The organism is Janibacter sp. CoH_79_TC_3 (assembly GCF_058197955.1).
Genome location: NZ_JBXWIV010000003.1, coordinates 128,914 through 155,812, shown reverse-complemented (window position 1 = coordinate 155,812; position 26,899 = coordinate 128,914). Strand labels below are relative to the sequence as shown.

18 protein-coding genes are annotated in these 26,899 nt (G+C 44.9%); 6 read left to right on the top strand and 12 right to left on the bottom strand.

The features are described from left to right. Window positions 1-55 precede the first annotated feature (55 nt). From AC2FA3_RS04695 to AC2FA3_RS04685, 3 genes are all read left to right on the top strand, one after another. Window positions 56-2,503, top strand: a complete 2,448-nt coding sequence (locus AC2FA3_RS04695) for a YgiQ family radical SAM protein (RefSeq protein ID WP_490508552.1) — start codon at window positions 56-58, stop codon at window positions 2,501-2,503. A 407-nt stretch (window positions 2,504-2,910) separates the two neighbouring features. Continuing rightward, a complete protein-coding gene (locus AC2FA3_RS04690) occupies window positions 2,911-3,324 on the top strand; it encodes a hypothetical protein (protein ID WP_201546227.1) in 414 nt (137 codons plus the stop codon). Between the two features lie 308 nt (window positions 3,325-3,632). After that, a complete protein-coding gene (locus tag AC2FA3_RS04685; RefSeq protein ID WP_490508551.1) occupies window positions 3,633-4,163 on the top strand; it encodes a hypothetical protein in 531 nt (176 codons plus the stop codon). A 47-nt stretch (window positions 4,164-4,210) separates the two neighbouring features. On the opposite strand, the gene AC2FA3_RS04680 is transcribed toward AC2FA3_RS04685, so the two are convergent. The 4 genes from AC2FA3_RS04680 to AC2FA3_RS04665 all read right to left on the bottom strand — a co-directional run bounded on the left by AC2FA3_RS04680 (window position 4,211) and on the right by AC2FA3_RS04665 (window position 13,165). Next, window positions 4,211-5,644, bottom strand: a complete 1,434-nt coding sequence (locus AC2FA3_RS04680; RefSeq protein ID WP_490508550.1) for a hypothetical protein — start codon at window positions 5,642-5,644, stop codon at window positions 4,211-4,213. A gap of 3 nt (window positions 5,645-5,647) precedes the next feature. Next, window positions 5,648-7,747: an NAD-dependent DNA ligase LigA gene (ligA, locus tag AC2FA3_RS04675; protein WP_490508549.1), complete on the bottom strand. Its 2,100-nt coding sequence runs from the start codon at window positions 7,745-7,747 to the stop codon at window positions 5,648-5,650. Between the two features lie 242 nt (window positions 7,748-7,989). Next, window positions 7,990-9,006, bottom strand: a complete 1,017-nt coding sequence (locus tag AC2FA3_RS04670) for a cell division protein ZipA (protein WP_490508548.1) — start codon at window positions 9,004-9,006, stop codon at window positions 7,990-7,992. 205 nt (window positions 9,007-9,211) lie between these two features. Continuing rightward, window positions 9,212-13,165, bottom strand: a complete 3,954-nt coding sequence (locus AC2FA3_RS04665) for an AAA family ATPase (protein ID WP_490508547.1) — start codon at window positions 13,163-13,165, stop codon at window positions 9,212-9,214. A 139-nt stretch (window positions 13,166-13,304) separates the two neighbouring features. Here AC2FA3_RS04665 and AC2FA3_RS04660 point away from each other — a divergent pair, with 139 nt between their 5' ends. Further along, window positions 13,305-13,604: a DUF4298 domain-containing protein gene (locus tag AC2FA3_RS04660; protein ID WP_490508546.1), complete on the top strand. Its 300-nt coding sequence runs from the start codon at window positions 13,305-13,307 to the stop codon at window positions 13,602-13,604. A 7-nt stretch (window positions 13,605-13,611) separates the two neighbouring features. Here AC2FA3_RS04660 and AC2FA3_RS04655 read toward each other — a convergent pair whose 3' ends face one another. After that, window positions 13,612-14,418, bottom strand: a complete 807-nt coding sequence (locus AC2FA3_RS04655) for a sulfite exporter TauE/SafE family protein (protein WP_490508544.1) — start codon at window positions 14,416-14,418, stop codon at window positions 13,612-13,614. 176 nt (window positions 14,419-14,594) lie between these two features. Here AC2FA3_RS04655 and AC2FA3_RS04650 point away from each other — a divergent pair, with 176 nt between their 5' ends. Together AC2FA3_RS04650 and AC2FA3_RS04645 are read left to right on the top strand one after the other, a co-directional pair. After that, the gene (locus tag AC2FA3_RS04650; RefSeq protein WP_490508543.1) at window positions 14,595-15,554 is read left to right on the top strand and encodes a biotin--[acetyl-CoA-carboxylase] ligase; all 960 of its coding nucleotides are present in this window, start codon (window positions 14,595-14,597) and stop codon (window positions 15,552-15,554) included. Between the two features lie 37 nt (window positions 15,555-15,591). Beyond that, window positions 15,592-16,320 (top strand): pantothenate kinase, encoded by a 729-nt coding sequence (locus AC2FA3_RS04645; protein WP_490508542.1) that lies wholly within the window; start codon window positions 15,592-15,594, stop codon window positions 16,318-16,320. A 104-nt stretch (window positions 16,321-16,424) separates the two neighbouring features. Here AC2FA3_RS04645 and AC2FA3_RS04640 read toward each other — a convergent pair whose 3' ends face one another. The 7 genes from AC2FA3_RS04640 to AC2FA3_RS04610 all read right to left on the bottom strand — a co-directional run bounded on the left by AC2FA3_RS04640 (window position 16,425) and on the right by AC2FA3_RS04610 (window position 26,715). After that, entirely contained in the window at window positions 16,425-17,612 is a 1,188-nt protein-coding gene (locus AC2FA3_RS04640; RefSeq protein ID WP_490508541.1) for an isovaleryl-CoA dehydrogenase, read from the bottom strand. Window positions 17,613-17,677: 65 nt separating this feature from the next. Beyond that, entirely contained in the window at window positions 17,678-18,598 is a 921-nt protein-coding gene (locus AC2FA3_RS04635; RefSeq protein ID WP_490508540.1) for a hydroxymethylglutaryl-CoA lyase, read from the bottom strand. Between the two features lie 14 nt (window positions 18,599-18,612). Then, window positions 18,613-20,715 (bottom strand): acetyl/propionyl/methylcrotonyl-CoA carboxylase subunit alpha, encoded by a 2,103-nt coding sequence (locus AC2FA3_RS04630; RefSeq protein WP_490508539.1) that lies wholly within the window; start codon window positions 20,713-20,715, stop codon window positions 18,613-18,615. Between the two features lie 144 nt (window positions 20,716-20,859). Then, window positions 20,860-21,666, bottom strand: a complete 807-nt coding sequence (locus AC2FA3_RS04625) for an enoyl-CoA hydratase/isomerase family protein (protein WP_490508538.1) — start codon at window positions 21,664-21,666, stop codon at window positions 20,860-20,862. 53 nt (window positions 21,667-21,719) lie between these two features. Further along, window positions 21,720-23,330 (bottom strand): carboxyl transferase domain-containing protein, encoded by a 1,611-nt coding sequence (locus tag AC2FA3_RS04620; RefSeq protein ID WP_490508537.1) that lies wholly within the window; start codon window positions 23,328-23,330, stop codon window positions 21,720-21,722. A gap of 125 nt (window positions 23,331-23,455) precedes the next feature. After that, entirely contained in the window at window positions 23,456-25,210 is a 1,755-nt protein-coding gene (locus AC2FA3_RS04615) for an AMP-binding protein (RefSeq protein WP_490508536.1), read from the bottom strand. A 275-nt stretch (window positions 25,211-25,485) separates the two neighbouring features. Then, window positions 25,486-26,715, bottom strand: coding sequence for an FAD-dependent oxidoreductase (locus AC2FA3_RS04610; protein WP_490508535.1), 1,230 nt, complete (start codon window positions 26,713-26,715; stop codon window positions 25,486-25,488). Window positions 26,716-26,899 lie beyond the last annotated feature (184 nt).

Genomic DNA, 26,899 nt, shown 5'->3' with positions numbered 1-26,899 from the left:
TTAATAACAATAACGGCTATTTTTTAGTGCCATTTTCTAATTAACAGGTCCGCTCATGTCTGCCGATACCATCGCCCGCACCGCCTTTAAACAAGGCACCAAACCCCTTTACGACTACGACAAACATTGGGCGAGCTGCTACGAGCCTGCGCCTTATTTGCCAATGAGCCGCAAAGAGATGGACGATTTGGGCTGGGATGCCTGTGATGTCATCATCATCTCAGGCGATGCTTATGTCGACCACCCAAGCTTTGGCATGGCGATTATCGGACGCTTATTAGAAGCGCAAGGCTTTCGTGTCGGCATCATTGCCCAGCCAGATTGGAAGAGCAAAGACGCCTTTATGGAGCTTGGTAAACCGGTTTACGCTTACGGCGTGACCGCCGGTAACATGGACAGCATGATTAACCGCTATACCGCCGACCGCAAAATCCGTAGCGATGATGCATATTCGCCGGGTAACGTGGCTGACAAACGTCCTGACCGCGCTGCTATCGTTTATAGCCAGCGCTGCCGCGAAGCTTATCCCGATGTGCCGATTATTTTAGGTGGTATCGAAGGTAGCTTACGCCGTATCGCCCATTATGATTATTGGTCGGATAAAGTCCGCCGCAGTATCTTGATGGACGCCCGTGCCGATGTCTTATTGTATGGTAATGCTGAGCGCGCTATCGTCGATGTGGTCCATGGTCTATCAAAAGGCTACAGCTTTGAGCAAATGAGTAGCTTACGTGGTACGTCATATTTATTGACCCCAACCCGTCGCCATTGGCAAGCGGGCATGGTGGAAGTTGCCAGTAACGACGTCGATACCGTTGGCCGCGTTGATCCGATTATTAACCCATATGTGATGACTGAAGACGTTGACAGCTGCAAAATCGAACAAGAAAAGCCATCTGACTCACCCGTTGGGCAAGCACTGTCAGGAATGGCTTCACAATATCCGGGCTTCGTATCTGAGCCAGTGACCAATAAAATATTGAATGCTGACCAAGTCGATGAAGACACGCAAGTGGTGCAAATGCGCGGTTTTGACAAGCCGATGACGGCGCGCAAGCATAAAATTAAAATGCCAGCGCGTGAGCAAACGGTGATTCGCCTGCCTGATTATGAACACGTCAAAGCTGACCCAGTTTTATACGCTCATGCCAACCGTATCTTGCACCTTGAAACCAATCCCGGTAACGCCCGTGCTTTGGTACAGCGTCATAGCAGCGGCGCTGGTAACTCGCATACCTCGATTGACGTTTGGCTCAATCCGCCACCGATTCCACTCTCAACCGAAGAGATGGATTACGTCTTTGACTTGCCGTACGCCCGTCTGCCGCATCCAAGCTATGGCGATGCGCGCATCCCTGCTTATGACATGATTAAATTTTCGGTCAATATCATGCGTGGTTGTTTTGGCGGTTGTACTTTTTGCTCAATCACTGAGCATGAAGGCCGCATTATCCAAAACCGCTCAGAAGAATCTATCCTACGCGAAGTCGAAGCGATTCGTGATACCGCGCCGAACTTTACCGGTGTCATCTCTGACCTCGGTGGTCCAACCGCCAATATGTATCGCTTAAATTGTAAAGATGAAACCATTGAAAAGAACTGCCGTAAGCCGTCTTGTGTCTATCCTGATGTCTGCGATAACTTGATTACCGATCACAGTAATTTAACCCAGCTATATCGTAAAGCGCGTGATATCAAAGGCGTGAAAAAAATCCTCATTGCGTCAGGTTTACGGTATGATTTGGCGATTAAAGACCCTGAATATGTCAAAGAATTGGTGACCCATCATGTTGGTGGTTATCTAAAGATTGCCCCTGAGCATTCTGAAGAAGCGGTACTATCGAAAATGATGAAGCCTGGCATGGGCAACTATGATAAATTCAAAGCCATGTTTGAGCAATATAGCCAAGAAGCTGGTAAAGAACAGTATCTGATTCCGTACTTTATCGCCGCTCACCCCGGCACTAGAGACGAGGATATGATGAACCTTGCATTGTGGCTAAAAGGTCACGGCTACCGCGCTGACCAAGTACAGGCGTTTTATCCTAGCCCGATGGCGACCGCGACCACTATGTACCATACGCATAAAGACCCGCTGCATAAAATCAGCCGTGACGAAGGTGACATGGATATCGTCAAATCTGGCAAACAGCGTAAATTGCATAAAGCTTTCTTACGCTATCACGACCCAAAAAACTGGGTCATGCTACGTAAAGCGCTGCAAGATATGGGACGCAGTGATTTGATTGGTAAAGGTCGTGGCTGCTTGATACCACCATTTAACGCAAGCTTGGAAGGTCGCGACGCCGCGCAAGACAGCTATCAATCGGCACGTAAAAAGAACAGCCGCTTGGGTAATGACTCGGTGAAACGCAGCAACAATAGTCCGAGCGCTGCAAAAAATACCTCGAGCAACAATACTTTAGGTAAAAACAGCAAAAGAGTCAGCAAAGGCAACTTCCAAACTCAGCATACTGGTCTGCCACCGCGTAAGACGAGATAAGTTAAATGGCTGTAGGTGTGAAATAGCTGTTATTACTTGCTGCTAAATAAGTTAGAAATTTTTAGTTAAGCTTAAATCAAAGCGCCTATCGGCTCAGTAGTCGATAGGCGCTTTTTTATGTTTTTTATATTAAGCCTGTTGGCTTAATTCTTTTTTGCATAACTGCCTACCTACTTGCCATTTGACTTGTCTAAGCTTAGCTATTTTACAAAGGCTTTTAAGGGCAGCGTTACATTAGTCAGTGTTTAAGTAACTTAACGAACATGTAACAAACAATTTCTAACATTATCTAGAAAGGCTTTTCGTTAACATGTGCGCTATATGCTTAACGCATCGTTAAAAAGCACATTATTAGAAAAAGCCCAGCCAAAAAAACACATAAAAATTTTACACCTTTGGAGAAAACCATGAATACCCTAACCAAATTCGCTATTGCCCTACCTACTCTTGCTCTACTAAGCGCCTGTGCGACTACCGCACCTACTACCCCAAACAAAACCCCTGCTTCAGAAAGCGTAACCGATGTCGCTTATGATCGCATGGCACCAGCACCTTATACTTGTACTGATGGCAGCAAGATCTTGGCAAAGCAGTCAATCAATAAAAAACAAGTTATGCTAGACGCGACCTTACCTAAAGTGAACTGGGCAAATCAGCCTATCATCTTAAATGGCGGCGTCCAAGGTGATACGGCAAGCTATGTCAACGAATCAAACTCTGAAGTGGTCTATGCATGGCACATGAAAGAAGACAAAGGTATCTTTGCAATGAAATGGGCAAACGGTAAAGAATATCAAGTAAACTGTCAGGTAGGTAGATAATGATTTTGGTTTAATCGTTAATTGATAATGATAAACCTATAATTATTAAACTTAGCATTATTATAAACAGTCATCATTTGGTGGCTGTTTTTTTATGGCTAAAAATCAAACTGTATCATCGCCAATGCCTTGTTTAATGCCTTTTTTCTTTTATATCAGTCTACTGTGATTCGTTATTAATAAGAAATTACCTTTTGCAGCATTTAGCTAGAGAAGCACGTTAAAAGCTGTCAAAATAGTTCATCTATAGAAACAGCCCATGACCCACTAATAAAGAGAGTAACTCAATGATAAAGCGCTTATTAAGTATGATGATAATAGCTAGTGCAGGCATGATGACACTAACGGGCTGCGATAATAGCGCTGACAATTCTAATGGCACTGATAGCATTGATAGCTCTGATAAAACCTCAGTCGCAGCAGCACCTGATGCGGCAAAAGCTAACACCATCGACTGGTCGTTGGTGGCAAGTGGCGAAAAAGCTGCTGACCGTACGAATTATAAATATCCGTTTGCGCTTGATAGCCAAAATGTACTCGATTATGCGGAATATTTTAAATTAGATAACGCCACCGCTCAGCACAACCTGACGATAAGCATGGCAAGCAATGAAGCGCTGTCAAAGGTGCTCGATCAGCTTAGCGAGAGCTATACTTCACATGAAATCATTGATAGTAAAGACATGAAACTTGTCATTCATACCACGCCTGATGTCGCTGCCAGTAGCTATGATTATGTACTGTCAGATGACTTTGCTAAAGGGTTGGTGTTACCTATTGTGATTCAACCGGATGGTAAGAAAGGTGAGGTGAAGGCGCATGGTGAGGTGGCGGAGTAGAAGTTAGTAGCGTGTGCTTTAATTTATATTGCACACGCTATTATTCATTATGAAGTCTGCCGATAAGGGTTGTTTGAGAGTTCAATTTTGACATCAGTATCACGAAGTAACTTAGCTAAATAGGGCTGATACTGAGTAGCTGCTGGGGCAATGTAGATTTTATCAAGGTGTGTTTTGACATCTGCATCATACTCAACATATAAGAATTTACCAAAATCCATTTTTACTTTGGGATCTTTGAGTGAAGTAATATAAAGCATTCGACACTCTTGCTCCTCTTGAAAAGCTATATTCTTAATTAAATACTTTATTGGTAGTAAAATCCTATCTAGTAAAATATTTATTTCTGAAGCTTTCGATTGATCTAGCTCACTTACAATATCCATAGCTTTCTGATATGCACTTTTCAAACACTCAAACCATATCAAAAACTCGTTTGTCTTTTTATCGATATACTTTTTATATTTCATCCATTTTATGTCAGCTTCAACGCGGTCGCTAAATTCTATATAAAAGGTAATTTGATTGCGTTGTGCTAAGTGTATAAATTGAGAACTAGGATCTATATAAACACAACGTATTACTGGCTGCTGGCTAATTTTTTCCTCAGATACTTGTTCATCTAAGATTCTTTCAGTTGTGATAAATGACATTTGATCAGGGTGGTCATTTTCTTTAAAAAAATTTTTATTGAATATCAAACTAATACCAGAAGCTTCCTTATAGTCTTGCTTACCATAAAGTCTAAACTGGTTTAAACTATCATGATTAAAAGTAAAACATCCAATAAATGTCTGATATTCACCATCAAATCTTACTTCACGATTTCTCTCTTTACTATCGTTCTTTAAATAACCCTCAAGTAACTTACCTTCACTAGGGTCATTAACGTTATGAATAGTGTTTAATCGAAAAAAATTAGTATTTGGATTATGTAGTAAAATGTTGGCCACTTCAGTTGAAGTATAATGTCCAAGCTTACGCTCTGCATGCAACTGTTTCTTTCCTATACTGTTGATATCAATCTTTAATATGGATAATATCTTATATACAAGATTAGATATTTCAAAAATATTTCTGCCTAATTCCTCAGAACTTCTATCTGAAATTAAATCGCATATATCTATTTTATTTTTTGCTTCGTAAGGGAACTTATTTTTTACAAAGACGAAACTGCTCTTAGCATGTTCTATATCTGCTAAGCTACTACTTTCTAAAAGTATATCTCCTATAAAGAACTGAGCATTCTCGTAAATACTTTTATTCTCTTCAAGTCTGATACTATTGAACACTTCTAGCGCTTCTTCCTTATAATCTTTATTCAACAAAATAGTAGCTATGAGAAATTTCGTATTTGCTATACTTATTTTATTCCCATTACTGCTTATTATTATTCTTGCTAATTTCTTAACTATTCCACGAGTATATTCATCTGGAATCTCTTCTAACTTATCAATAATTTTTCTATCACTGTCTGTCACAACCTACTCTCCAACCAAAGCCAAAAACTCTTCTTCACCCACCACTTTCACGCCCAGCTTTTCCGCTTTAGCCATCTTAGAGCCAGCTTTATCGCCTGCCAGTAGCGCGGTGGTTTTTGCCGAGATACTACCCGAGACTTTGGCACCGAGCGCTTGTAGTTTGGCTTTGGCTTCATCGCGCGCCATGCTATCTAGCGCACCGGTGATGACCCACGTCTGCCCATCGAGTGGCAATCCCTCTGATACCACTTGCTCAACCTTATCCCAATGCACGCCAGCTTCGCGCAATGCCGTGATGACTTCGATATTATGCGGGGCGCGGAAGAACTTATAAGTCAGCTCAGCGGTGATCGCGCCGACGTCAGGCGTTTGTAGGAGCTTATCGATATCCGCTGCCATCAGGCTATCGAGGTCGCCAAATTGCTGCGCCAAATTCTGCGCCGTGGTCTCACCGACACCGCGAATACCGAGTGCATAAATAAAGCGTGCCAGTGTGGTCTGCTTACTGGTTTCAATGGCGCTGAGGATATTTTGCACTGATTTTTCCCCTAGTTTTTCAAGCGTAATCAGCTCGTCTTGATGATTGTGCAACTGATAAATATCAGCGACAGTCTTCACCAAACCGTGCTCAAAAAAGCTAATCAACCAACTTGCGCCTAAGCCATCGATATCCATCGCCCGACGTGAGACAAAGTGAATGAGCGCCTCTTGTTGCTGTGCAGGGCAAAACAGTCCACCCGTACAGCGTGCCAAGGCTTCATCTTTGGGCAATACCACAGGTGAATCGCACACTGGACAAGTCGACGGTAGCTGTACAGGTTCTGAATCTGCTGGACGCTGATCTTTCCAGACGCGGGTGACTTTGGGGATGACATCGCCGGCACGGTGGACGCTAACCATATCGCCTGCGCGCACATCCAAGCGCTGAATCTCACCAAAGTTATGCAAGGTGACATTACTAACTGTCACGCCACCGACTTTAACAGGCTCAAGCTTACCTACAGGAGTAATTGCGCCAGTGCGCCCAACTTGCCAATCGATGCTATGCAGACGCGTCATCACTGTTTCGGCAGGGAATTTATAGGCGGTAGCCCAACGCGGCTCACGCGATAAAAAACCAAGCTGCTGCTGCAATGCCAAATTATTGACCTTGATAACCATGCCATCAATCTCGAACGGTAGCTTACTACGTGTTTCAATCATCGACTCATAATAGGCTTGTGCTTCGCGCGGATTTTGTACCACTCTCACAGCGCTGACGCTAAAACCTATGTCACCGAGCCAAGCCAAGGCGGCTGATTGGGTATCGATAGTCTGAGGTAGACCTTGATTGACTGAATAACAATAAAAAGCCAGCGGACGGCTAGCAGCAATCGCCGGGTCTAGCTGACGTAAACTGCCTGCGGCAGCATTACGAGGATTGGCAAAGGTTTTATCGCCCTTTTCTTCCGCTAAGCGATTTAGACGTTCAAAGCCTGCTTTTGGCATCAGCACTTCGCCGCGCACTTCTAACAGCTCAATATCAGCGGCAGCGGCTAGCCAAAGCGGTAAATTGCGAATGGTTTTGGCATTTTGGGTAATATCCTCGCCCGTTTGACCATCACCGCGTGTCACTGCTTGGGTAAATTGCCCATAAGCGTATTTGAGTGACACTGCCAAACCATCTAGCTTTAGCTCCATCTCATATTCAGGATTTTTCTGCGCGTCATTAAGACGATCATTGACACGGCGCATAAAGCCATGTAACTCGTCATAATCAAAGACGTTGCCCAGTGACAACATCGGAATATCATGGGTAACTTGGGTAAAAGCTGACAGTGGCATATCACCAACCTGATTGATTGGGCTATCCGGCTGTATTAAATCGGGATACTTTTCTTCAAGATCCAATAAAGAGCGACGCAACTGATCATATTCGCTGTCTTCTAAGATCGGATTGTCGAGCACATAATAGGCATAATTATGCGTCTTTAAATTATCAATCAACGTGCGCATTTGGGTGACGATAGCAGCATTATTGCCAGCAGATTTTGCAGTATTGATGTTTTTATTAATGTCTTTATTGATGTCTTTAGAGGTGAGCGGTGCGATAGGATCAGTCATAGTCAGCGTCTTTTTTTTGCGATTCAAGATGCCGATATGATAACAAGTTTGCAGGATATGCGGATATCATTTTGTAGAAAACTAATTCTGTAGAAAACCGATTCTGTAGAAAACCAAGTTTATAGAAAATCAGACGAATGAAACGCTCATCAACCAAAAACTAAAAAAGGCAAATAACGTCAAGCGCTATTTGCCTTTTTCACTGCTACTAATATTACTTAGCTTGTATGAATCAGTTAAAACTAACCTTCATAATCGCGAACTTGGTTGCGTAGTTGTTGCTTGTATTCAGGGGTGATTGGATCATTCTCTTCATCTAGCATAACGGCGTCTAAATCGCTTGCCATCATATAAGCAATACTCATCATACTATCAAAACTGCGCAAGGCTTGTGGATGTGGCAACGATAAAAATACCACTACACCATTATAATTATTGGTCGCCACGCTATGCGGATCAAAAGGCGCAATACCACTATCAGTGATGCCCATCATGCTAAACCACAGCATGCCCGTACCGTCTTTTTGCTCATAGCGATGAAACATATTCATCGCGCCATAACGCAGACCGTATTTATCAATTAACGCCAATAAATCGCGACCACGAATTACCGCAGCTGGGCGGTCACGGTATTGGTGCGGCAAGATGGTGATATTGATATTGTCTTTGGCGTTAATTAATGGACCGTTTTGCGCGTCATCAACCGGCTCTGAGAGATGCTGATCGAGTATCGGACTATTATTATCAAAGCTTGGCTCGTCTGCGGTATCAATCACTGGCATCAAACTGTCTGTTGCTGACATAAGGCTTGAAAATGCATCCGGCTCTTGCTCGATATGCATGTGTTCAGCTACTTCCGTGAACTCGCTGTTGTCAGTGCGCTGCTGCTTGTCCTGCCAGCGCGTATAGTCGGCGTCATTTATCATGCCACTACTATCATCATTAATATCATGGCGGGCAGCCGTTAGCTGGGCATCGATATTGGTATGAGATTGGCTCAAAGGCTCTTCTTCAACGACGGCATTAAGATAACTGCGATCAGGGGCGATACTGGTTTCGCCTGCGACCGTATCATCTAAGTCTGGCTGCTCGACGATATTACGCTCATGACGCGGAATAATGGGAATACCATTTTTATCATAATTGACCGCGGCAGCCTCAGCAGTTTTGCGCCGTTTAAAGCTGCGAATGACCATAATTAGCCCTGCGAGCACGATAAATGCGGCAATGGCGATCAATATAAACTGGATAGCGGTCATGAGAAATACATCCTAATATATGACAAAAGGGAATACATAAGAGGGAATAAATGGCAATAGTCTAGCATGGCTGATTAATATCGTCACCATATAGTCATCGTTTACCGTGAGGCTGATACACTTGCGTGACCTTATGACCTCAGCCTTAACTATACCACCGACTATCGCTGCCAGTTATCAATTATTTTGCTACTGTGCGCTGCTCTTAATCAGAAAGGTAACGCGCTGCTTCATCGAGCGAGACGCTGACCAAAGTAGAAATACCCGCGCTTGGCATGGTGACGCCTTTCAACTCATCAGCAATCTGCATCGTCAGCTTATTATGACTGATAAAGATAAACTGCAAATCGTCTGCTAACTCGTGAATCAAACTGGTAAAGCGAGCAACGTTGGCATCATCAAGTGGCGCGTCGACTTCATCAAGCACACAAAACGGTGCGGGGTGCTGCTTAAATATCGCAAAAATCAAACTCAGTGCGGTCAATGTTTTCTCACCGCCTGAAAGTACGGCCAAGCGGCTATTACGCTTGCCTTTCGGCTGTGCCATTAAAGTTAGTCCTGCCCGCCACTGCTCTGATTTTGGTGCATTAGTAGGCATGTCGTCAGTGTTTAGCGTTAAGCTGGCTTGCCCACCACCAAAAACTTTGGCAAACAAGTTGGCAAGCTCGTTATTGACCGCATCGAGCGTCTGCATAAACAAGGTTTTGGTAGTCTCATCAATCGATGCAATGGCCTCCGTCAACGTCTGCATACTGGCTGCAATATCCGCTGTCTGCTGTGCAAGCGGCTCTAAGCGTTCATTGACCTCAGCCAATTCTGCCACGGCGGCAAGATTAACTGCGCCAATTTTACCTAATTGCTGCTCAAGTTTCGTACGTTCGGACTCAAGTTCAGCGATTTTATCTGGACGCACACGGCGATCATGAGCGATAAAATCCGCCAGTAAATTTGAGACACTCATCATTTGCTGCGGGTGCTGTGATATGTCCGATTTATATTTATGGCTCACATTATAGTAAGCATCTAGCGCTTCTTGCGTATGGCTGCTAGCATCCTCTAGCCGTGCCATGCTTAGAGCCAAATCGGTGGCGAGACGCGCAAGCTCACTTTGCTGCACTTGCAAGGTATTTTGCAGCGTATCTAGCTCTGCTTGCTGCTGACTATACTCTTGTTTAAGCACCGTTAATGCGGTTTCGCGGCCTGCTAATACTACTTGCTGCTCATCGCGCGCCGTTTGTGCCGTCTGCAATGCTGCTTGCAAGGCTGGCAGTTTGTTTTGCTGCTGCTCATACTGCGCCTTTAGACTTTGCTCGCTTTGTAGCGATTTTTCATATTGCTCGGTTGCCCGCGCAAGACTACTAACGCTATGCTCTAAACGCATCTCGCTTTGTTGAATACGAAGCTGCAAAGCTTGCCAAGCATCATCATCCGTCTGCCGCGCGCGATTTAGTTCACTACGCTCGGACTGCAATTGCTGACTTAATGCACGAGCATCCGCTATCTGTGGCGTTAATAATGCTATCTCGCTTTGGATATGTTGCTGCTCTTGATTGAGGGCTTGCTGCTCTTGCGCAAGCTCTTGCTGCTCTTGTTCAAGAGCGGCTTTATCAGCATTGAGGCGTTGGCTATCCGCTTGGATGCGCTCAACATTGGCGCGCTCGGTGGTCAGCTTTTGCTGGTATTGATGCTTATCACGGATCAATTGCTCAGCTTGTGCGCGCGTTTCTTCTAAGCTAACCGTCAAGGCATCATAGTTACGCTGGTTATCAGTAATCACCTTTTGCTGGTCTTGTATTTTGACCTCAAACTCATCAAGCAAATCTTCTAACGCTTGCAAACGGCTACGCTGCTGTAAGCGCTGGCTTAAGAATTGGTTATTGCTCTCATTTTGACCATCTTGCGCATTAGCAAACTTGCTGAGATTCATCGTACCCTGACGACTGATAATCCAGCCACCAGACGTTAGCAAAATAGATGATGATGGCAGTGCTTTTAAAATATCAGCAAGTGTATCAAGCGTCTGCTGATGATTAATTTCAGATTGCACAATATATAAATAACAGTGCTGCCAAAGCGCTAAGTTAGGTGCGCTAATCAGCTGTGATAAAGGCTGTACTTTATCAATTAAACTCTCAGGCAATTCGCTAAGCAGTGGCTTTGTAGCTAACTCATTTTTCGTATCAGATAACCATAAGCTATGACCATTTTCTAGTAGTGAATTATCCTCTGCATTAGCGTTGTTATACTCATTTTGTGCCGTCTGATAAGTAAATAAATCTTTTAAATCTTGCGCAAGGGCTTGCCATAAGCTATTTATCTTTTGAGAGTCATCATTAATCTTTTCACTGCTCGTTTGCTTAGAAATCAGCACATGACTATCGAGCCATAACGCCAATACGCTATCGAGTAATTCTGCGTGCTGCTGCCCTTTTGCGCTTAGTTCAATCTGTTCACGTAAGGTGGTAATGGCTAATTCGTTATAGCTATTTACAGAGTCATTGACGTGGCTACTTTCTAAATCAGCTTTTAAATTGTCAGTTCCTGAAATAGATGCTTGCTGTTGCGATTTTGGTAGTGGCTTAGGATGCAATATCTTATGCAGCGTATCGTACTCACCTGCCAATACCGCGTGACGTTTTTCATCCTCGCTTAACTCGCGCTGCTGCGTGTTTAGACGCTGCTGTAACTCATGCGCTTGCGGTTGTAGCTCAGACAGGCGTTCATCGATACTGTCTTGTTGACGCTCAATCTGTTGCAGCTGTTTATTTAGCTCAGTAACTTGCATATCTAATGTTAAATGTAGCGATTCAACGTCATTCCTTTCTTGTTTATCAGTACTATTATTTAATAATAGTGAATGTTGTAATTGCTGCCATAAAGTTTGCCAGTTTTGCTGACGTCGCTGCCATTTATCATGGTTTTGCTGCTGGCGTTTTTGGGCTTGGCTATTAATGGCTTGCTGCTGCTCAAATGCGCGCGCTTTGTCTTGCAGGCGTGATAGCTGGTTTTGCGCATCATGCCATGCGCGCTGCAATGGTTGCTCGTTGTGTTTATGCGTGTCACGTTTATTGGTTAGCTCGCTAAGCTGTGGGCGCAAGTCTTCTAGTACATTTTGTTGCTCAGCCTGCTCAGTTTTTAAGCGCTCAATTTCAGCCACCGCTTGCTGTCGCTGCTGCTCTAAGCTCGTAAGCTGCTGTGCGATAGCGTTTAACTGTGATTTAGCATCACCTAATTGATGTTCTGCTTGTTGATAGCTTAGCTGCTGCTGATAGTGGTTACTTTGGGCATCGTCTTTTAGCCATTGTTCTTGGTTAATATGGGCAGCAAGCTTATCTTGTTTGGCTTTTAGCGTTTCATAGCTCGCTTGTAATGTGGTGACCTCATTAGCGCTCCGCTCATGAGCTATTTTTTGCTGCTGCTGATTATGCTTGGCTTGATACAGTTGCTGAATGGCAAGTTGCTGCTTGATATCAGCAAGCGCTAACGCTAACTCTTCATAACGCTCAGCACTGGCGGCTTGTTTAGATAAGCGTTTTTGTTGGCTGACCAGCTCGCTTTGAATATCGTGTAGACGTACTAAATTATCTTGGGTTTTCTCGAGCTTCTTTTGCGTCTCTATCCTACGCGCTTGATAGCGCGAAACCCCAGCCGCCTCTTCGATAAATTCACGCAGCTGCAACGGGCTAGATTCAACAATCCGCCCAATCATACCCTGCTCGATGACCGCATAACTGCGCGCGCCAAGCCCAGTTCCCAAAAATACATCAACCACATCACGGCGACGACAGCGCGTACCATTGATAAAGTAGTCCGAGCGTCCCTCCAAATTTACCTGACGGCGAACGGATAGCTCTTGATAGAGATTAAACTCATGGCGAATGCCATTTTGCTCATCTTGGGTATGTTCAAAAGTCAGCTCGACACTGGCAACACTTTTGGCGGCTTTATCTTGCGTGCCGGCAAAGATGACATCACTCATCGCCCCACCGCGTAGCTGCTTGGCAGAGGTTTCGCCCAGCACCCAACGAATGGCATCGATGACGTTGGATTTGCCACAGCCGTTTGGTCCGACAATGGCGGTAATGCCATGACGAAAGGTAAAAGTCGTTGGATTGGCAAAGGATTTAAAGCCTGCCAGCTTGAGAGATTTTAGGCGCATGAAGAATCGATAAACTTAGCAAAAACAGGCGGCTATTCTACCTCAAATTAGGCTAGGTTTTTAGGGTTTGTAAGGAATGCTATAATAGTGCTGAAAATTTGCAGCATTCATCTAAATAATAAAAATTAAGGGCATTTAAATGACTGATTATAATCGTCAAGAACTACAACAAAAATATGAAGAATGGTGTGAGCTGCATCGTCAACAGCTAGAGGCGCAGCAGCAATTTTTGCGCGCTGAAGCCTTGCAAAATGAGTTGAAAGATTACTATCTCAATCCGCAATGGATGACAGACCGTGAAGCGGATCTGCCCATTGATTACTCGGGTAAAGAGCACTCTATCTTTAGTGAAGATGCACTGTGGAGTATGCTCAGCGACCATGATGAGGTAGCAAGAAAGTGGATGCGTTTGGGGCTTGATGCGATTGATAAGAAATAGTATTTCTTTAAATTACCCCAATTCCGCTTAACAATAACTGCCCGCCCGCAAATAATAGCAATACCCCAAAAGCGCGTTTAAGCATGAGTGCAGGCAATACATGGGCAAGCTTAGCACCGACTTTTGCCATAGCGAAACTGACGACTGAAATACACAAGAACCCAGTAATATGCACAAAGCCTATTGTACCTTCAGGCAAATTAATCACGTCTTGACCAAACCATGCAAATCCTGCTGCGCCCGCCAATGCAATCGGCAAGCCACAAGCTGCTGAAGTGCCAACCGCTTGCTTCATCGGTAGTCCCGCCCAATTTAAAAACGGTACCGTTAAGCTACCACCGCCAATACCGAAAATAGACGACGCCATACCAATGCCTGTACCCGCGCCAAATTGCACGCCAGCTGATGGTAATGGTTTACCTAACTGCTCTTTATTAGCAAAGAACAACATCTTTAAAGCGACTAATAACGCGCCGATACCGATGATGGCTTGCAATACTTTACCATCAATCATATCAGCAACACCCGCACCAACGAGGCTACCAATGACCAAGCCCAATGCCATTTTGCGCCATACTTCCCAGCGTACACCGCCGCGCTTATTATGCGCAGTCAAGGAGCTAATAGAAGTTACTACGATAGTCGCCAGTGACGTGCCGATTGCCAGATGAGTCACCACTTCTGGTGGAAAATGATAGGCAGTAAAAATCCATACCAAAGCAGGCACAATAATCATGCCACCGCCTACGCCAAATAGACCTGCGCTAACCCCAGCAAACGCTCCTGCAATGACAAACCACACATACAACATCATAGCGCTACCTTTTATTATGGCTGTTTTTATATGATAATAACTAACGCCTTCACGTAATTAGTATCCAAGTTGTGACAATGTTGCCGATGGCTATCATTCTTAACAATCGCGTTAGTATATCAAAAGCTATCTTAAAGACTAGATTAAACCTTATATGAACCAAAGCGACTAAATTTATGCCGTTACCTATATCTATGCCGTCACCAACCAATCCCTCTGTCCATTTATCTGAGCTTACCCATCGTCACGTCACTAGCAGCGCTTCTACCAATAGCGAGCTGATAGAAGCAGTACAGGATGGTACGCTGAACGCCACGGAATTGCATCTATTAACGGCTGAGTCCCAAAGCGCAGGACGGGGGCAGCGAGGACGCTCATGGCAATCACCGCGCGGCAATGTGTATCTGTCTTTATATCATCCAGTGCATATGCCGATTAGCGGTTTATTGTCGTTAATTATTGGCGTTGAACTGGCTAAGATGCCCGTTATTCAAACGCTAAACGAACGATTACGCGCGCAAGGATTGACACCAATCGGAGTAAAATGGGCTAATGATTTGGGCTTTTATCAACCTCCATCTAACGCAGCGCTAGATGAGGCTGAACCAGCAGCACAAACATCACCTTTTCATAAACTTGCAGGAATTTTGATAGAACCAGTCACCCAAGCTGGCAAGCTGGTTGGCGTAGTGATGGGCGTAGGACTTAATGTACAGGCAACGCCCAAGCTAACTGCGCAAACTTGTGAAGGCATGAGCTATCAAGCCATTAGCTTACAGGATATCGAGCGGGTACTAATGACAGAAACACGGGCAAGCAGTCTACCAAGCTTACGCGAGCTTTATCAGCAAATGAGTAAGGCGTTAATGGCAGCGATGACGCGCTTTGAGCATTTAGGGTTAGAGAAGCCCACTGGTCAAAGCTATAATTTGGACAGCTTTTTAAAACAATTTGACTCGATGGATGCATTGGCCGGATTACGCTTGCGTGTTACTCAAGAACATAACGGTCAGTCAGACACGCTAACAGGTCATGCTTGCGGTATTGATACACATGGATGTTTGCAATTACGTCAAGATAACGGTAAGATTTCTGCGCTTTTTACCGGACGCATTGACGTTATTAATAAGGCTTAAATCAAAGACCCAACGGGCACTATATAAAGGGATTTTTATGCTCTGGTTAGATCTGGGAAACACTCGCCTTAAATACTGGCTGACCGACGATATCGGGCAGATAGTCGCGCATGATGCCAAGCAACATTTGCAAGCGCCAGCAGAATTACTTATGGGTCTGACCGATCGCTTTGAGCGTTATGCACCTGACTTTATCGGTATCTCATCAGTGCTAGGCAATGATCTCAATGCTAAAGTTTCAGAGACTTTAAGTCGCCTTAATATCCCGTTTGAATTTGTCCATGTCGATGCCAATTATCCGCTGATGAAAAGCGCTTATAATGAAGAGCAGCTCGGCTGTGATCGTTGGCTGCAAATGCTGGGCGCGGTAGATAAAACCAAACGTCAATGTGTGATAGGCTGCGGTACAGCGGTGACGATTGATTTGATTGACCACGCTGAGCATTTAGGCGGTTACATTTTCCCTAGCATCTACCTGCAGCGTGAGTCACTATTCTCTGGTACCAAGCAAATCACCATCTCTAACGGTACCTTTGACAATGTCAGTCAGGGCATTACCACGCAAGATGCGGTACATCGCGGCATATTACTATCTATCGTTGGCGCGATAAATGAGATTAGCCATCGTCATCCCAACTTTGAAGTCATTATGACCGGTGGCGATGCAGCCATTATCGCCCAACACGTTAATCGCCCAGTGCGTATTCGTGATGACTTATTATTAAATGGTCTGGCACGCTATTTTGACCATAGTAAACAGTCATAATTACTGAAAGTCTTTATAAAACAGAACCAAAAAAAAGCAGTACGCTTAAAACGTACTGCTTTTTTGTTATAACTAATACCTAAATACTTTTAACTAAATATTTTTTATTTTGTCTCGTTAAACAGCTCGCGACCAACCAACATACGGCGAATTTCACTGGTACCTGCGCCGATTTCATACAGCTTAGCATCACGCCAGTAGCGACCAAGTGGATACTCATTGGTATAGCCATTACCACCAAAGATTTGAATGCCCTCGCCTGCCATCCAAGTGGCTTTTTCAGCACACCATAAAATGACACTGGCGCAATCTTTACGTACTTCTCTACTATGACCCGCACCGCGTTTATCTAACATATCGAGATTTTTACCAACGGTATATAAGAAACTGCGTCCTGCTTGCAGGATGGTATACATGTCTGCGACTTTACCTTGGATAAGCTGGAACTCACCAATTGCTTGCCCAAACTGTTTACGGTCGTGAATATAAGGCACGACATTGTCCATCACCGCCTGCATAATACCGATAGGACCTGCTGCTAATACCGCACGCTCATAGTCGAGACCACTCATCAACACCTTAACGCCTTCGTTTAGGCCGCCTAGGATATTTTCTTTGGGTACTTTAACATTGTTAAAAGTCATCTCACCAGTATGACTACCACGCATGCCGAGTTTGTCGAGCTTTTGCGCCGTGCCAAAGCCTTTCATGCCTTTTTCAACGATAAAAGCGGTCATGCCTTTAGCGCCAAGCTCTGGATTAGTCTTAGCATAAACCACCATCACGTCAGCATCAGGACCATTGGTAATCCACATTTTGCTACCATTTAGCACATAATGACCGTCTTTCTCTTCGGCTTTCAGCTTCATACTGACCACATCAGAGCCAGCGCCAGTTTCACTCATGGCGAGTGCACCGATAAACTCGCCGCTGATTAATTTTGGCAGATATTTTTGTTTTTGAGCTTCATTGCCGTTACGTTTAATTTGGTTGATACACAGATTTGAATGCGCGCCATAGCTAAGTGCTACAGAGGCAGAGGCACGGCTAATCTCTTCCATCGCGACCATGTGCGCGACGTAGCCCATATCAGAGCCGCCGTATTCTTCGGGAACGGTGATGCCATGTAGACCAATGTCGCCCATCTTTTGCCACAAATCCATTGGGAACTCATCGCTACTGTCAATCTCGGCCGCACGCGGAGCGATTTCTTTGGCAGCAAACTGCTGCACCATATCACGTAAGGCGTCGATATCTTCGCCAAGCTGAAAATTCAATCCAGGTAAACTCATAACCATTCCTTGTATTTTGATGTTTTAAATCTTGAATTTTAATCTGTTTTTAAAAGTAGTGTTAGTTAAGCCTGACGCTTATTAATTAACGCAAGAGCCACGCTTGAACCATTGCGACGACATAAAAATTCACTAATATGCTCGCCAGCTATGACCAGCTTATCTAAATCAATGCCGGTGCTGATGCCCATACCATGCAGCATATAGACGACGTCTTCGGTGGCGACATTACCCGTTGCGCCTTTAGCGTATGGACAACCACCAAGCCCCGCCACTGAGGTATCAAATTCACTGACACCCATTTGTAAGGCAGCTAAGGTATTACTAACTGCTTGACCATAGGTATCGTGAAAATGTCCTGATAGCATGCTGATATCAGCGTACTCCAGTGCGGCTTGCAGCGCGCGCTGTACCTTGAGTGGCGTACCTACGCCAATGGTATCGGCAATGCCAATCTGCTCTGAGCCTATTTCAACCAAACGTTTAGTGACATAAGCCACTTGGCTTGGGTCAATCTCGCCTTCATAGGGGCAACCGACCGTACAAGAGATAACGCCTCGCACTTTGATACCTTGTGCTTTTGCAGCGGCAGCAACAGGCGCGAAACGCTCAATACTTTCATCGATACTACAGTTGATATTCTTTTGGCTAAAGGTTTCACTGGCTGAGCCAAAGATAACGATTTCATCAGGACGATGCATGATGGCATTTTCAAAACCGCGCATATTGGGCACTAATACCGAATAGCAAACGTCCGCATGGCGTGTGGGCGCTAATGCTTCTAGCAGCGCGCGATTATCACCCATTTGCGGCACCCACTTTGGCGATACAAAGCTAGTCACCTCAAGCTTTTTGACACCTGCTGCGATTAAATCATCGATAAGCCTTTGCTTAACCGCCGTTGGTACCGTCATGGCTTCATTTTGCAAACCATCACGTGGACTGACATCGACAATGGTGACGTGTTCTGGATACGAGTGCTTCATGCTTATCATCCTTTTTACTTATTATCTGCACTGTCAATACGCAATAGCTCATCGCCATCGGCAACCAAGTCACCGGCGCCAAATAACAATTCTGCCACCACACCATCGGTCGGGGCGGTAATGGTATGTTCGATTTTCATTGCTTCGATAACCGCAAGTGGCTCGCCCTTTTTCACAGTATCACCAACGGCTACTTTAAAGGCGACGACCTGACCTGGCATTGGTGATTTTAAACTGCCAACCGCCGCACTCTCTTCGCCGACGTGCGCCATGATGTCGATCAGTGTAATTTCGTCACGACCGCTATCGGTGAATACATAGACGGTCTCATTATGTACCCAGCTTTGGGCACTAATACGTGCCTCATCTAACCATAACGTATGATTGTGTTCGTCAATGCTGCTATATCTGACTTGCCCTTCATAAACCCTTTCTGTTTGGGCGGCTACATTAGCATTGCTATTATCTTGAGTGTGAGCGATTTCTTTTTCAATGACCAGCGTAAAGCTACTCAGATTTTCAGTACCTTTTTTGCCGTCAGAACAATTTGCATTGTGCCAATGACTAATACGAGCAGCGTAAGATTGCTCATCATAAACCAAGCCAAACGATCTTGTGTAGTCGCTATAAGCACGGAAACCTGTCGGTTTGCTAAACGGATCTGACCCTTGCGTTGGCGCTTCACTGGCAAGCTGCTGAGTAATAGCAGTAACGACAAGCGTTGATAATTCAAGCGGATGCTGATTAAATAGCTCGTCCGCCTCACGCTCTATCAATGCCGTATCAAGATTGGCTTGGCTAAACGACTCGGTATTCATGATGTAGCGCAAAAATGCGACGTTATTTGGCAGACCGACGATGCGCGTTTGCGCGAGTGCACGGTCAAGTTTGGCCAACGCTTGCTCGCGCGTTGGTGCATGAACGATGAGCTTTGCAATCATCGAATCATAGAACGGACTAATCACATCGCCTTCGCGTACGCCATCGTCGATACGCACATCTGCAACATTGAAGGTGCTGTGTTCAGGTTTTTGATAAGTGAATAAAGTACCCGTCGCTGGCAGAAATTCATTGTCAGGATTTTCAGCACAGATACGTGCTTCAATCGCATGACCGTTAATCGCTAGCTCCTCTTGTTTTTTCGGCAATGGCTGACCTGCAGCTACTAGTAGCTGCCATTCAACCAAGTCTACCCCAGAGATGGCTTCACTAACCGGATGCTCAACTTGCAGACGGGTATTCATCTCCATAAAATAAAAATTCATTGCGCCTTCGCGTTGCTCAACGATAAACTCGACCGTACCTGCACCAAAATAATTGACCGCACGCGCGGCTTCAATGGCAGCGGTTCCCATTGCTTCACGCATCGCCGCGTCAACACCCGGTGCTGGCGCTTCTTCTAATACTTTTTGATGGCGACGCTGTACCGAGCAATCTCGCTCAAACAGATGCACATAATTGCCATGGGTATCACCAAATACTTGGATTTCAATATGACGTGGTTTTAGGGCATACTTTTCAATCAGTACTTGATCATTACCAAAACTGGTAATCGCTTCGCGGCGACATGAGTCTAGTAGGTCAATAAAATCGCTGCTCTGTTCAACGATACGCATGCCTTTACCACCACCGCCAGCACTGGCTTTAATCAATACCGGATAGCCGTTACTGTCTGCTTGCTGCTGTAAGAATTCTACTTCTTGATTTTCACCGTGATAGCCGGGTATCAGTGGCACGCCAGCCGCTTCCATCAGTCGCTTAGACTCGGATTTTCCGCCCATGGCGCGAATAGCGTCAGCCGATGGACCGATAAAGACCAAACCAGCATCTTGGCAAGCTTGCGCAAAATCCGCATTTTCACTTAAAAAACCATAACCTGGATGAATCGCTTGTGCGCCAGTTGCTTTGGCAATCGCAATGATAGCATCGCCCTTGAGGTAGCTGTCTTTAGGAGCCGAACCACCCAAATAAACAGCCTCATCACAGACAGCGACATGCTTAGCCTCACGGTCAGCATCAGAATAAACAGCAACGGTACTTACGCCCAAACGCTTGGCAGTCGCGGCAACTCGGCAGGCAATTTCACCACGGTTGGCGATTAGAATTTTAGAAAACATAACTATCCCTGTGTCTTGTCATTTTTATCGTTTTTTACATTGATAAATAATAAAAATATATGCTGATATTCACATACGACTGGTTTAAATTAAATAATATTTATTGTTAATTTATCGTCAATTTGCTGAAAGTCTCTTTTACTATTAATCTGCTGTCAGCCAATCAGGCTTTCGCTTCTGTAAAAATGCTTGCACACCTTCTTTGCCTTGCTCTGATGAACGAATATCAGCAATACCTTTGACGGTGTCAGCAATTAGCTCATCGGTAATCGGTGCACCCGCGACTTCATGCAATAAGCGCTTACAGGTTTTGACTGCTTCTGGGCTATTTTTGACCACTGTAGCGCAGAATAGAGCAACTGCCTCATCAAGTGATTCTTCACTGACGCGCTCATGAATAAAACCTAACTGCCGCGCCTTTTTGGCATCGAATACTTCCGCGCTTAAGAAATAACGCTGCGAGGCTCTAGCACCTAATGCGCGTATGACATAAGGGCTGATAGTAGCTGGCGCCAATCCCAAACGCACTTCACTGAGGCAGAAGTTGGCGATTTTAACCGCAATGGCCACATCACAAACGGCTACCAAGCCCATGCCGCCTGCATAGACGTCACCTTGGATAGCGGCAACCGTTGGCTTAGGGCACTCATAAATGGTCTTGAGCATTTGCGCGAGTTTATCAGCATCGGCTAAATTTTCTTCATAGCTATAATCTGCCATCGCACGCATCCAATTAAGATCCGCGCCGGCACAAAACGCCTTACCAGCAGCCGCTAAGACGATGACACGAACGTCATCATCTGCACCAAGCTGATCAAATACATCCGTCAGCTCGGCAATCATTTCATCATTAAAGGCATTACGTATCTCAGGACGGTTTAAAGTTACCGTCGCGCTATGCTGCTCAACGGTGACCAGTAGGCTCTTATAATTCTTCAGATTTTTTTGCATAACCTTCTCTATTTTTTATAAACGTGAAATGGTTGCTCATATTCCATTTAATGCTACATTCTAAAGACACCAAAGGTTGTCTCTTCAATCGGTGCGTTATAAGCAGCACTCAGACCTAATGCCAATACATTACGGGTATCAGCAGGGTCAATCACACCGTCATCCCATAGACGTGCGGTGGCATAATATGGATGACCTTGCTTTTCATACATTTCACGAATCGGCGCTTTAAATGCCGCTTCGTCCTCGCTACTCCATTCCTCACCTTTGCGGTCGAAGTTGTCACGCTTAACCGTTGCTAATACCGAGGCTGCTTGCTCACCGCCCATCACTGAGATACGCGCATTTGGCCACATCCATAAGAAGCGTGGACTATAAGCACGTCCACACATGCCGTAGTTGCCAGCACCGAATGAGCCACCGACGATGACGGTGAATTTAGGTACTTTCGCGTTGGCTACCGCCATGACCATCTTGGCACCGTGACGAGCGATACCTTCATTTTCGTATTTACGCCCGACCATAAAACCGGTGATATTCTGCAAGAACACCAACGGGATTTTACGCTTACAGCACAGTTCAATAAAATGCGTGCCTTTTTGCGCTGATTCACTAAATAAGATGCCATTGTTGGCGATAATACCGACTGGCATACCTTCGATATGAGCGAAACCACAAACCAACGTGGTACCAAAGCGTGCTTTAAATTCATCAAAAGCACTGTCATCGACGATACGGGCGATGATTTCTTTGATATCAAAGGGCTTGCGCTTATCTGTTGGAATAACGCCATATAGCTCTTTGGCATCATAGCGTGGTGGACGTGGTTTGATTTGATTCGGTACTTGCTTCGCAGGACGGTTTAGATGACTGACGATATTACGGGCAATCGATAACGCATGGGTATCGTTTTGCGCCAAGTGATCAACCACGCCTGACAGACGCGTATGCACATCGCCGCCGCCCAAGTCCTCGGCCGTAACTTCTTCGCCGGTTGCCGCTTTTACCAATGGTGGGCCACCTAAAAAGATGGTTCCTTGGTCTTTAACGATGATAGATTCGTCGCTCATCGCCGGTACATAAGCACCGCCAGCCGTACAGCTGCCCATGACCACGGCAATCTGTGGAATACCCGCCGCACTCATATTGGCCTGATTAAAAAAGATACGCCCAAAGTGTTCTTTATCAGGAAATACGTCATCTTGATTCGGTAAGTTAGCGCCACCCGAGTCCACCAAGTACACACAAGGTAGGTTATTTTCTTGCGCAATTTCTTGTGCACGCAGATGTTTCTTGACCGTCATTGGGTAATAAGTACCGCCTTTTACGGTGGCATCATTACAAACAATCATACATTCAGTGCCGTTAATGCGACCGATACCGGCAATCACGCCTGCCGCTGGAATATCTTCGCCATACATATCATGCGCTGCCATCGGAGCGACTTCTAAAAATGGCGTGCCCACATCTAGCAAACGCTCAACACGCTCGCGAGGCAAGAGTTTGCCACGGGCTAAATGCTTAGCGCGCGCACGCTCTGATCCGCCTTGAACGACTTTACGCAAGTGCACATATAAGTCATCAACCACTGCTTGCATAGCGGCACTATTCTGCTGAAATTCAGCGGCGTTTGGACTCAGTTTACTGGTTATGATAGCGCTCATGATATCCCTTTTCTTTAATGCGTAAATGCGAGTAGCTTTTTATGCGAGTTATTCTAACTGCTGGTTATTTTAGTCTTTACTAATATAAGTCATTAGTAAAATAAGAAATAAAACAGCTTAAGTTTTTATAGACCCAATTCTTCTTTCATTTGTTCAATGATTTTATATTTTTGAATTTTACCGGTAATGGTCATCGGGTACTCAGTCACAAAGCGATAATAGGTCGGCACTTTATAATGGGCGATATGCTCACTACAGAATTGGCGTACTTCTTCTTCCGTTAAGCAGCCCTCTTCTTTAGGAATAATCCAAGCAGCCAATACTTCGCCATAACGCTTATCTGGGATGCCAACGATTTGTACATCACGAATTTTCGGATGGCGATAGAGATAATTCTCGACTTCTACTGGATAGATATTTTCACCGCCACGGATGACCATATCTTTACTACGACCAACGACTTTGACATAGCCATCTTCGTCCATGGTTGCCAAATCACCCGTATGCATCCAGCCATCTTGAATGGCTTCGCGCGTTTTAAAGCGACTGCCCCAATAGCCTTTCATTACTGAGTAACCACGAGTCAGTAACTCACCAGTCTCACCTAACGGTACAATCTCACCTGTTTCGGTATCGATGACTTTGACTTCAAGCGCTGGCTGCACGAGTCCTACGGTCGAGACTTGCTTATCAAGTGGCGTATGCTCATTGGTCTGGCAAGATACGGGACTGGTTTCGGTCATGCCATAAGCAATGGTCACTTCCTTCATGTGCATCTCATCGATGACGCGACGCATGACCTCAATCGGACAGCTAGAGCCGGCCATAATGCCTGTACGCAAAGTGGATAAATCGAAATTTTTAAATTCAGGATGGTCAAGCTCAGCAATAAACATCGTCGGCACACCATGCAGACCCGTACATTTTTCTTCTTCTACCGTCTGCAGTACTGTTAGCGGATCAAATCCATCGTTCGGATAGACGGTACAACCGCCATGCGTGAGAATCGCTAAGTTACCAAGTACCATACCGAAGCAATGATACAAAGGTACCGGAATGCACAGCCTATCTTCTTCAGTGAGATTCATAGCCTCACCAATAAAATAGCCGTTATTCAGGATATTGCGGTGGCTTAAGGTGGCACCTTTTGGTGTACCGGTTGTTCCACTAGTGAACTGTACATTGATAGCATCCGTGTTTCTGAGCTGGGCTTGGCGCTCTGCAACACGCGGATCGTTGGCATCACCTTCAGCCATCCAAGCCGAAAACTTCTGCATATAATTAAACTCTTCATCAGAATTTGGCTCATCAATCCAAATAATGCGCTCAATCGTCGGAATCTCGACCAAATCAAGCTGAGTATAATCTTTATGATAAATCTCAGGGCACAGCTCGCGAATCAAACTCGCATAGTCGCTGCTTTTGAAATGGCGCATCAATACCAATGCTGAACACCCCAATTTATTCAACGCATATTGTAGCTCAAAGGTACGATAGGCAGGATTGATATTGACGAGGATAACGCCGGCTTTCGCGGTGGCTAATTGCATCAGCAGCCATTCGGCATTGTTGTGCGACCAGATACCGATGCGATCACCAATCTCAAGTCCCATCTCAATCATACTGCTTGCCAGCTGATTGACTTGCTGCTGTAGCTCACGATAAGTCCAGCGGATATTTTGGTGACGCACGACCAGTGCTTCGCGTTCAGGATATTTAGAGACTATAGCATCAAAGAAATCGCCGATGGTCGCTTCAATCAGCGGCACATCAGGACCTTTATCATAACTTTGTGTCAATGGTGCATTTGCCGAGCGTGCGCCCATATTGATGCTAGGAATGTTAGCTAAGATAGTATCGAAATCAATATTTTGCGTCATAACGAGTCCTTTCGTTTTACTTTTTATGGTGCTTATTGGTCGCCTATGACCCCTTCATTTTTCCTTGAACAGGTCTTGACTGGCGTTAGCTACTATACCGCCTTAAATCGAAAGCTGTCAATAATAGTAATACAAGATGTATCATTTAATTAAATATTTAAAATAATTACTCAGTAAAAGATAGCATAAAATATAGAGGGCTTAAATATAAAAAGCCAGTCATGCATTTTCTGCATGGCTAGCTTTTTAGTAAGGGCTAAGACTAAAAATTAAGTTTAAGATTTAACCGTTGGCGGCGATTTAATAGTAACGGTTGCGCTAACCGCATTGTTATCATCGAGCAAATCCATGATGAGCTCATCATCAGTTTCAGTCGCTACTTGCCAATTGCCATCCGCTTGCGGTACGCCTGTTACCATCACCGAAATCGCTTTATTTTTTAGGCGAATCATCGGTGGCTTATGCTCATAGCCACTATGCTCTAATCCCAAAATATCATCAGCAATCGTCGCTGCTTGTGCGCGCAGTGGCGCGACATAACGACAAGCGACGCCATTGATCGACATACAATCGCCAATGGCATAAATATTATCGGTAGTGGTACGCAGCGTCGGTGCGTCAACCTCGATGCCAGTACGACGGTTGAAATCAACCCCAGCGGCGGTTGGCAATGTACCATCAACGGTCAGACCTGTACTGGCAATCACATGGTCAACGATTAATATATCAGATGAATGAGCCGCAGTTTCTTCTGAATGAGAAGCAAGCGACTCATAACTAACTTGTAGCTTTTCACCCTCACTACCATCATTGATACGAATAACATCAGTTACTTGATAACCACCTAAAAAATTAATACCTTGTGATTTGACTGCTTCTGCAATACGCGCGGTCGCTTTTGCCGGTAGCATTTGTGATAAAGGCGCATCATTTAAATCAATTAGCGTCACCTGATGACCGGCTTTTAATAAGTCTTCGGCGATTTCTGTCCCAACCATACCAGCACCAACGATGGCAACGTGCTGACTGCCTGCTGCGAGCTTTTCTTGTAATTGACCAAAGCGCTCGATATGGTTGACATGCCAAACCAAGTCTTCCGGTAGGCTCTTAGGAAAGATAGGATGAGCGCCCACCGCTAACACCAGCTTATCATAGCTGATGGTTGCATAATTAGTATAGACAGGATCTGAGCGTAGCGCTGAAATAAGCTGTACGGTTTGGCTAGCAGGGTCAATATCGGTCACTTGCGTATTAGCAAGTAATGTCACTTTTGCCGCTTTTGCCGCATCAGCGCCAGTCGCACGTACCAAATCTGCCGCGCTTTTCTTTTGGCTAATCGCCATGGTTAGCATCGGTTTGTGATAACGGTCGCCACTGTCTGTCGTGATTAAAGTAATCGGAATATCTTTGTCTTTGGCACGAATCGCATCAATAACATGCCAGCCAGCCAATCCTGCGCCAATGATAACAATACCTTTTGATGTAGATGAACGTTCTGCACTCATATAAGCTCCAATGAAGTTAACGATTGTTTTTATTCGATTTTGCCAAATATCATTACGCTTATTGTATCAGTAAACAGACATTCACTCACCTATTCACCTAGGTAGCCATCTATACCAACAATACGGTTAAATATATAATCTCATCATATTCTGTGAACACAAAAAAAAGCGCCTATTAATTTAA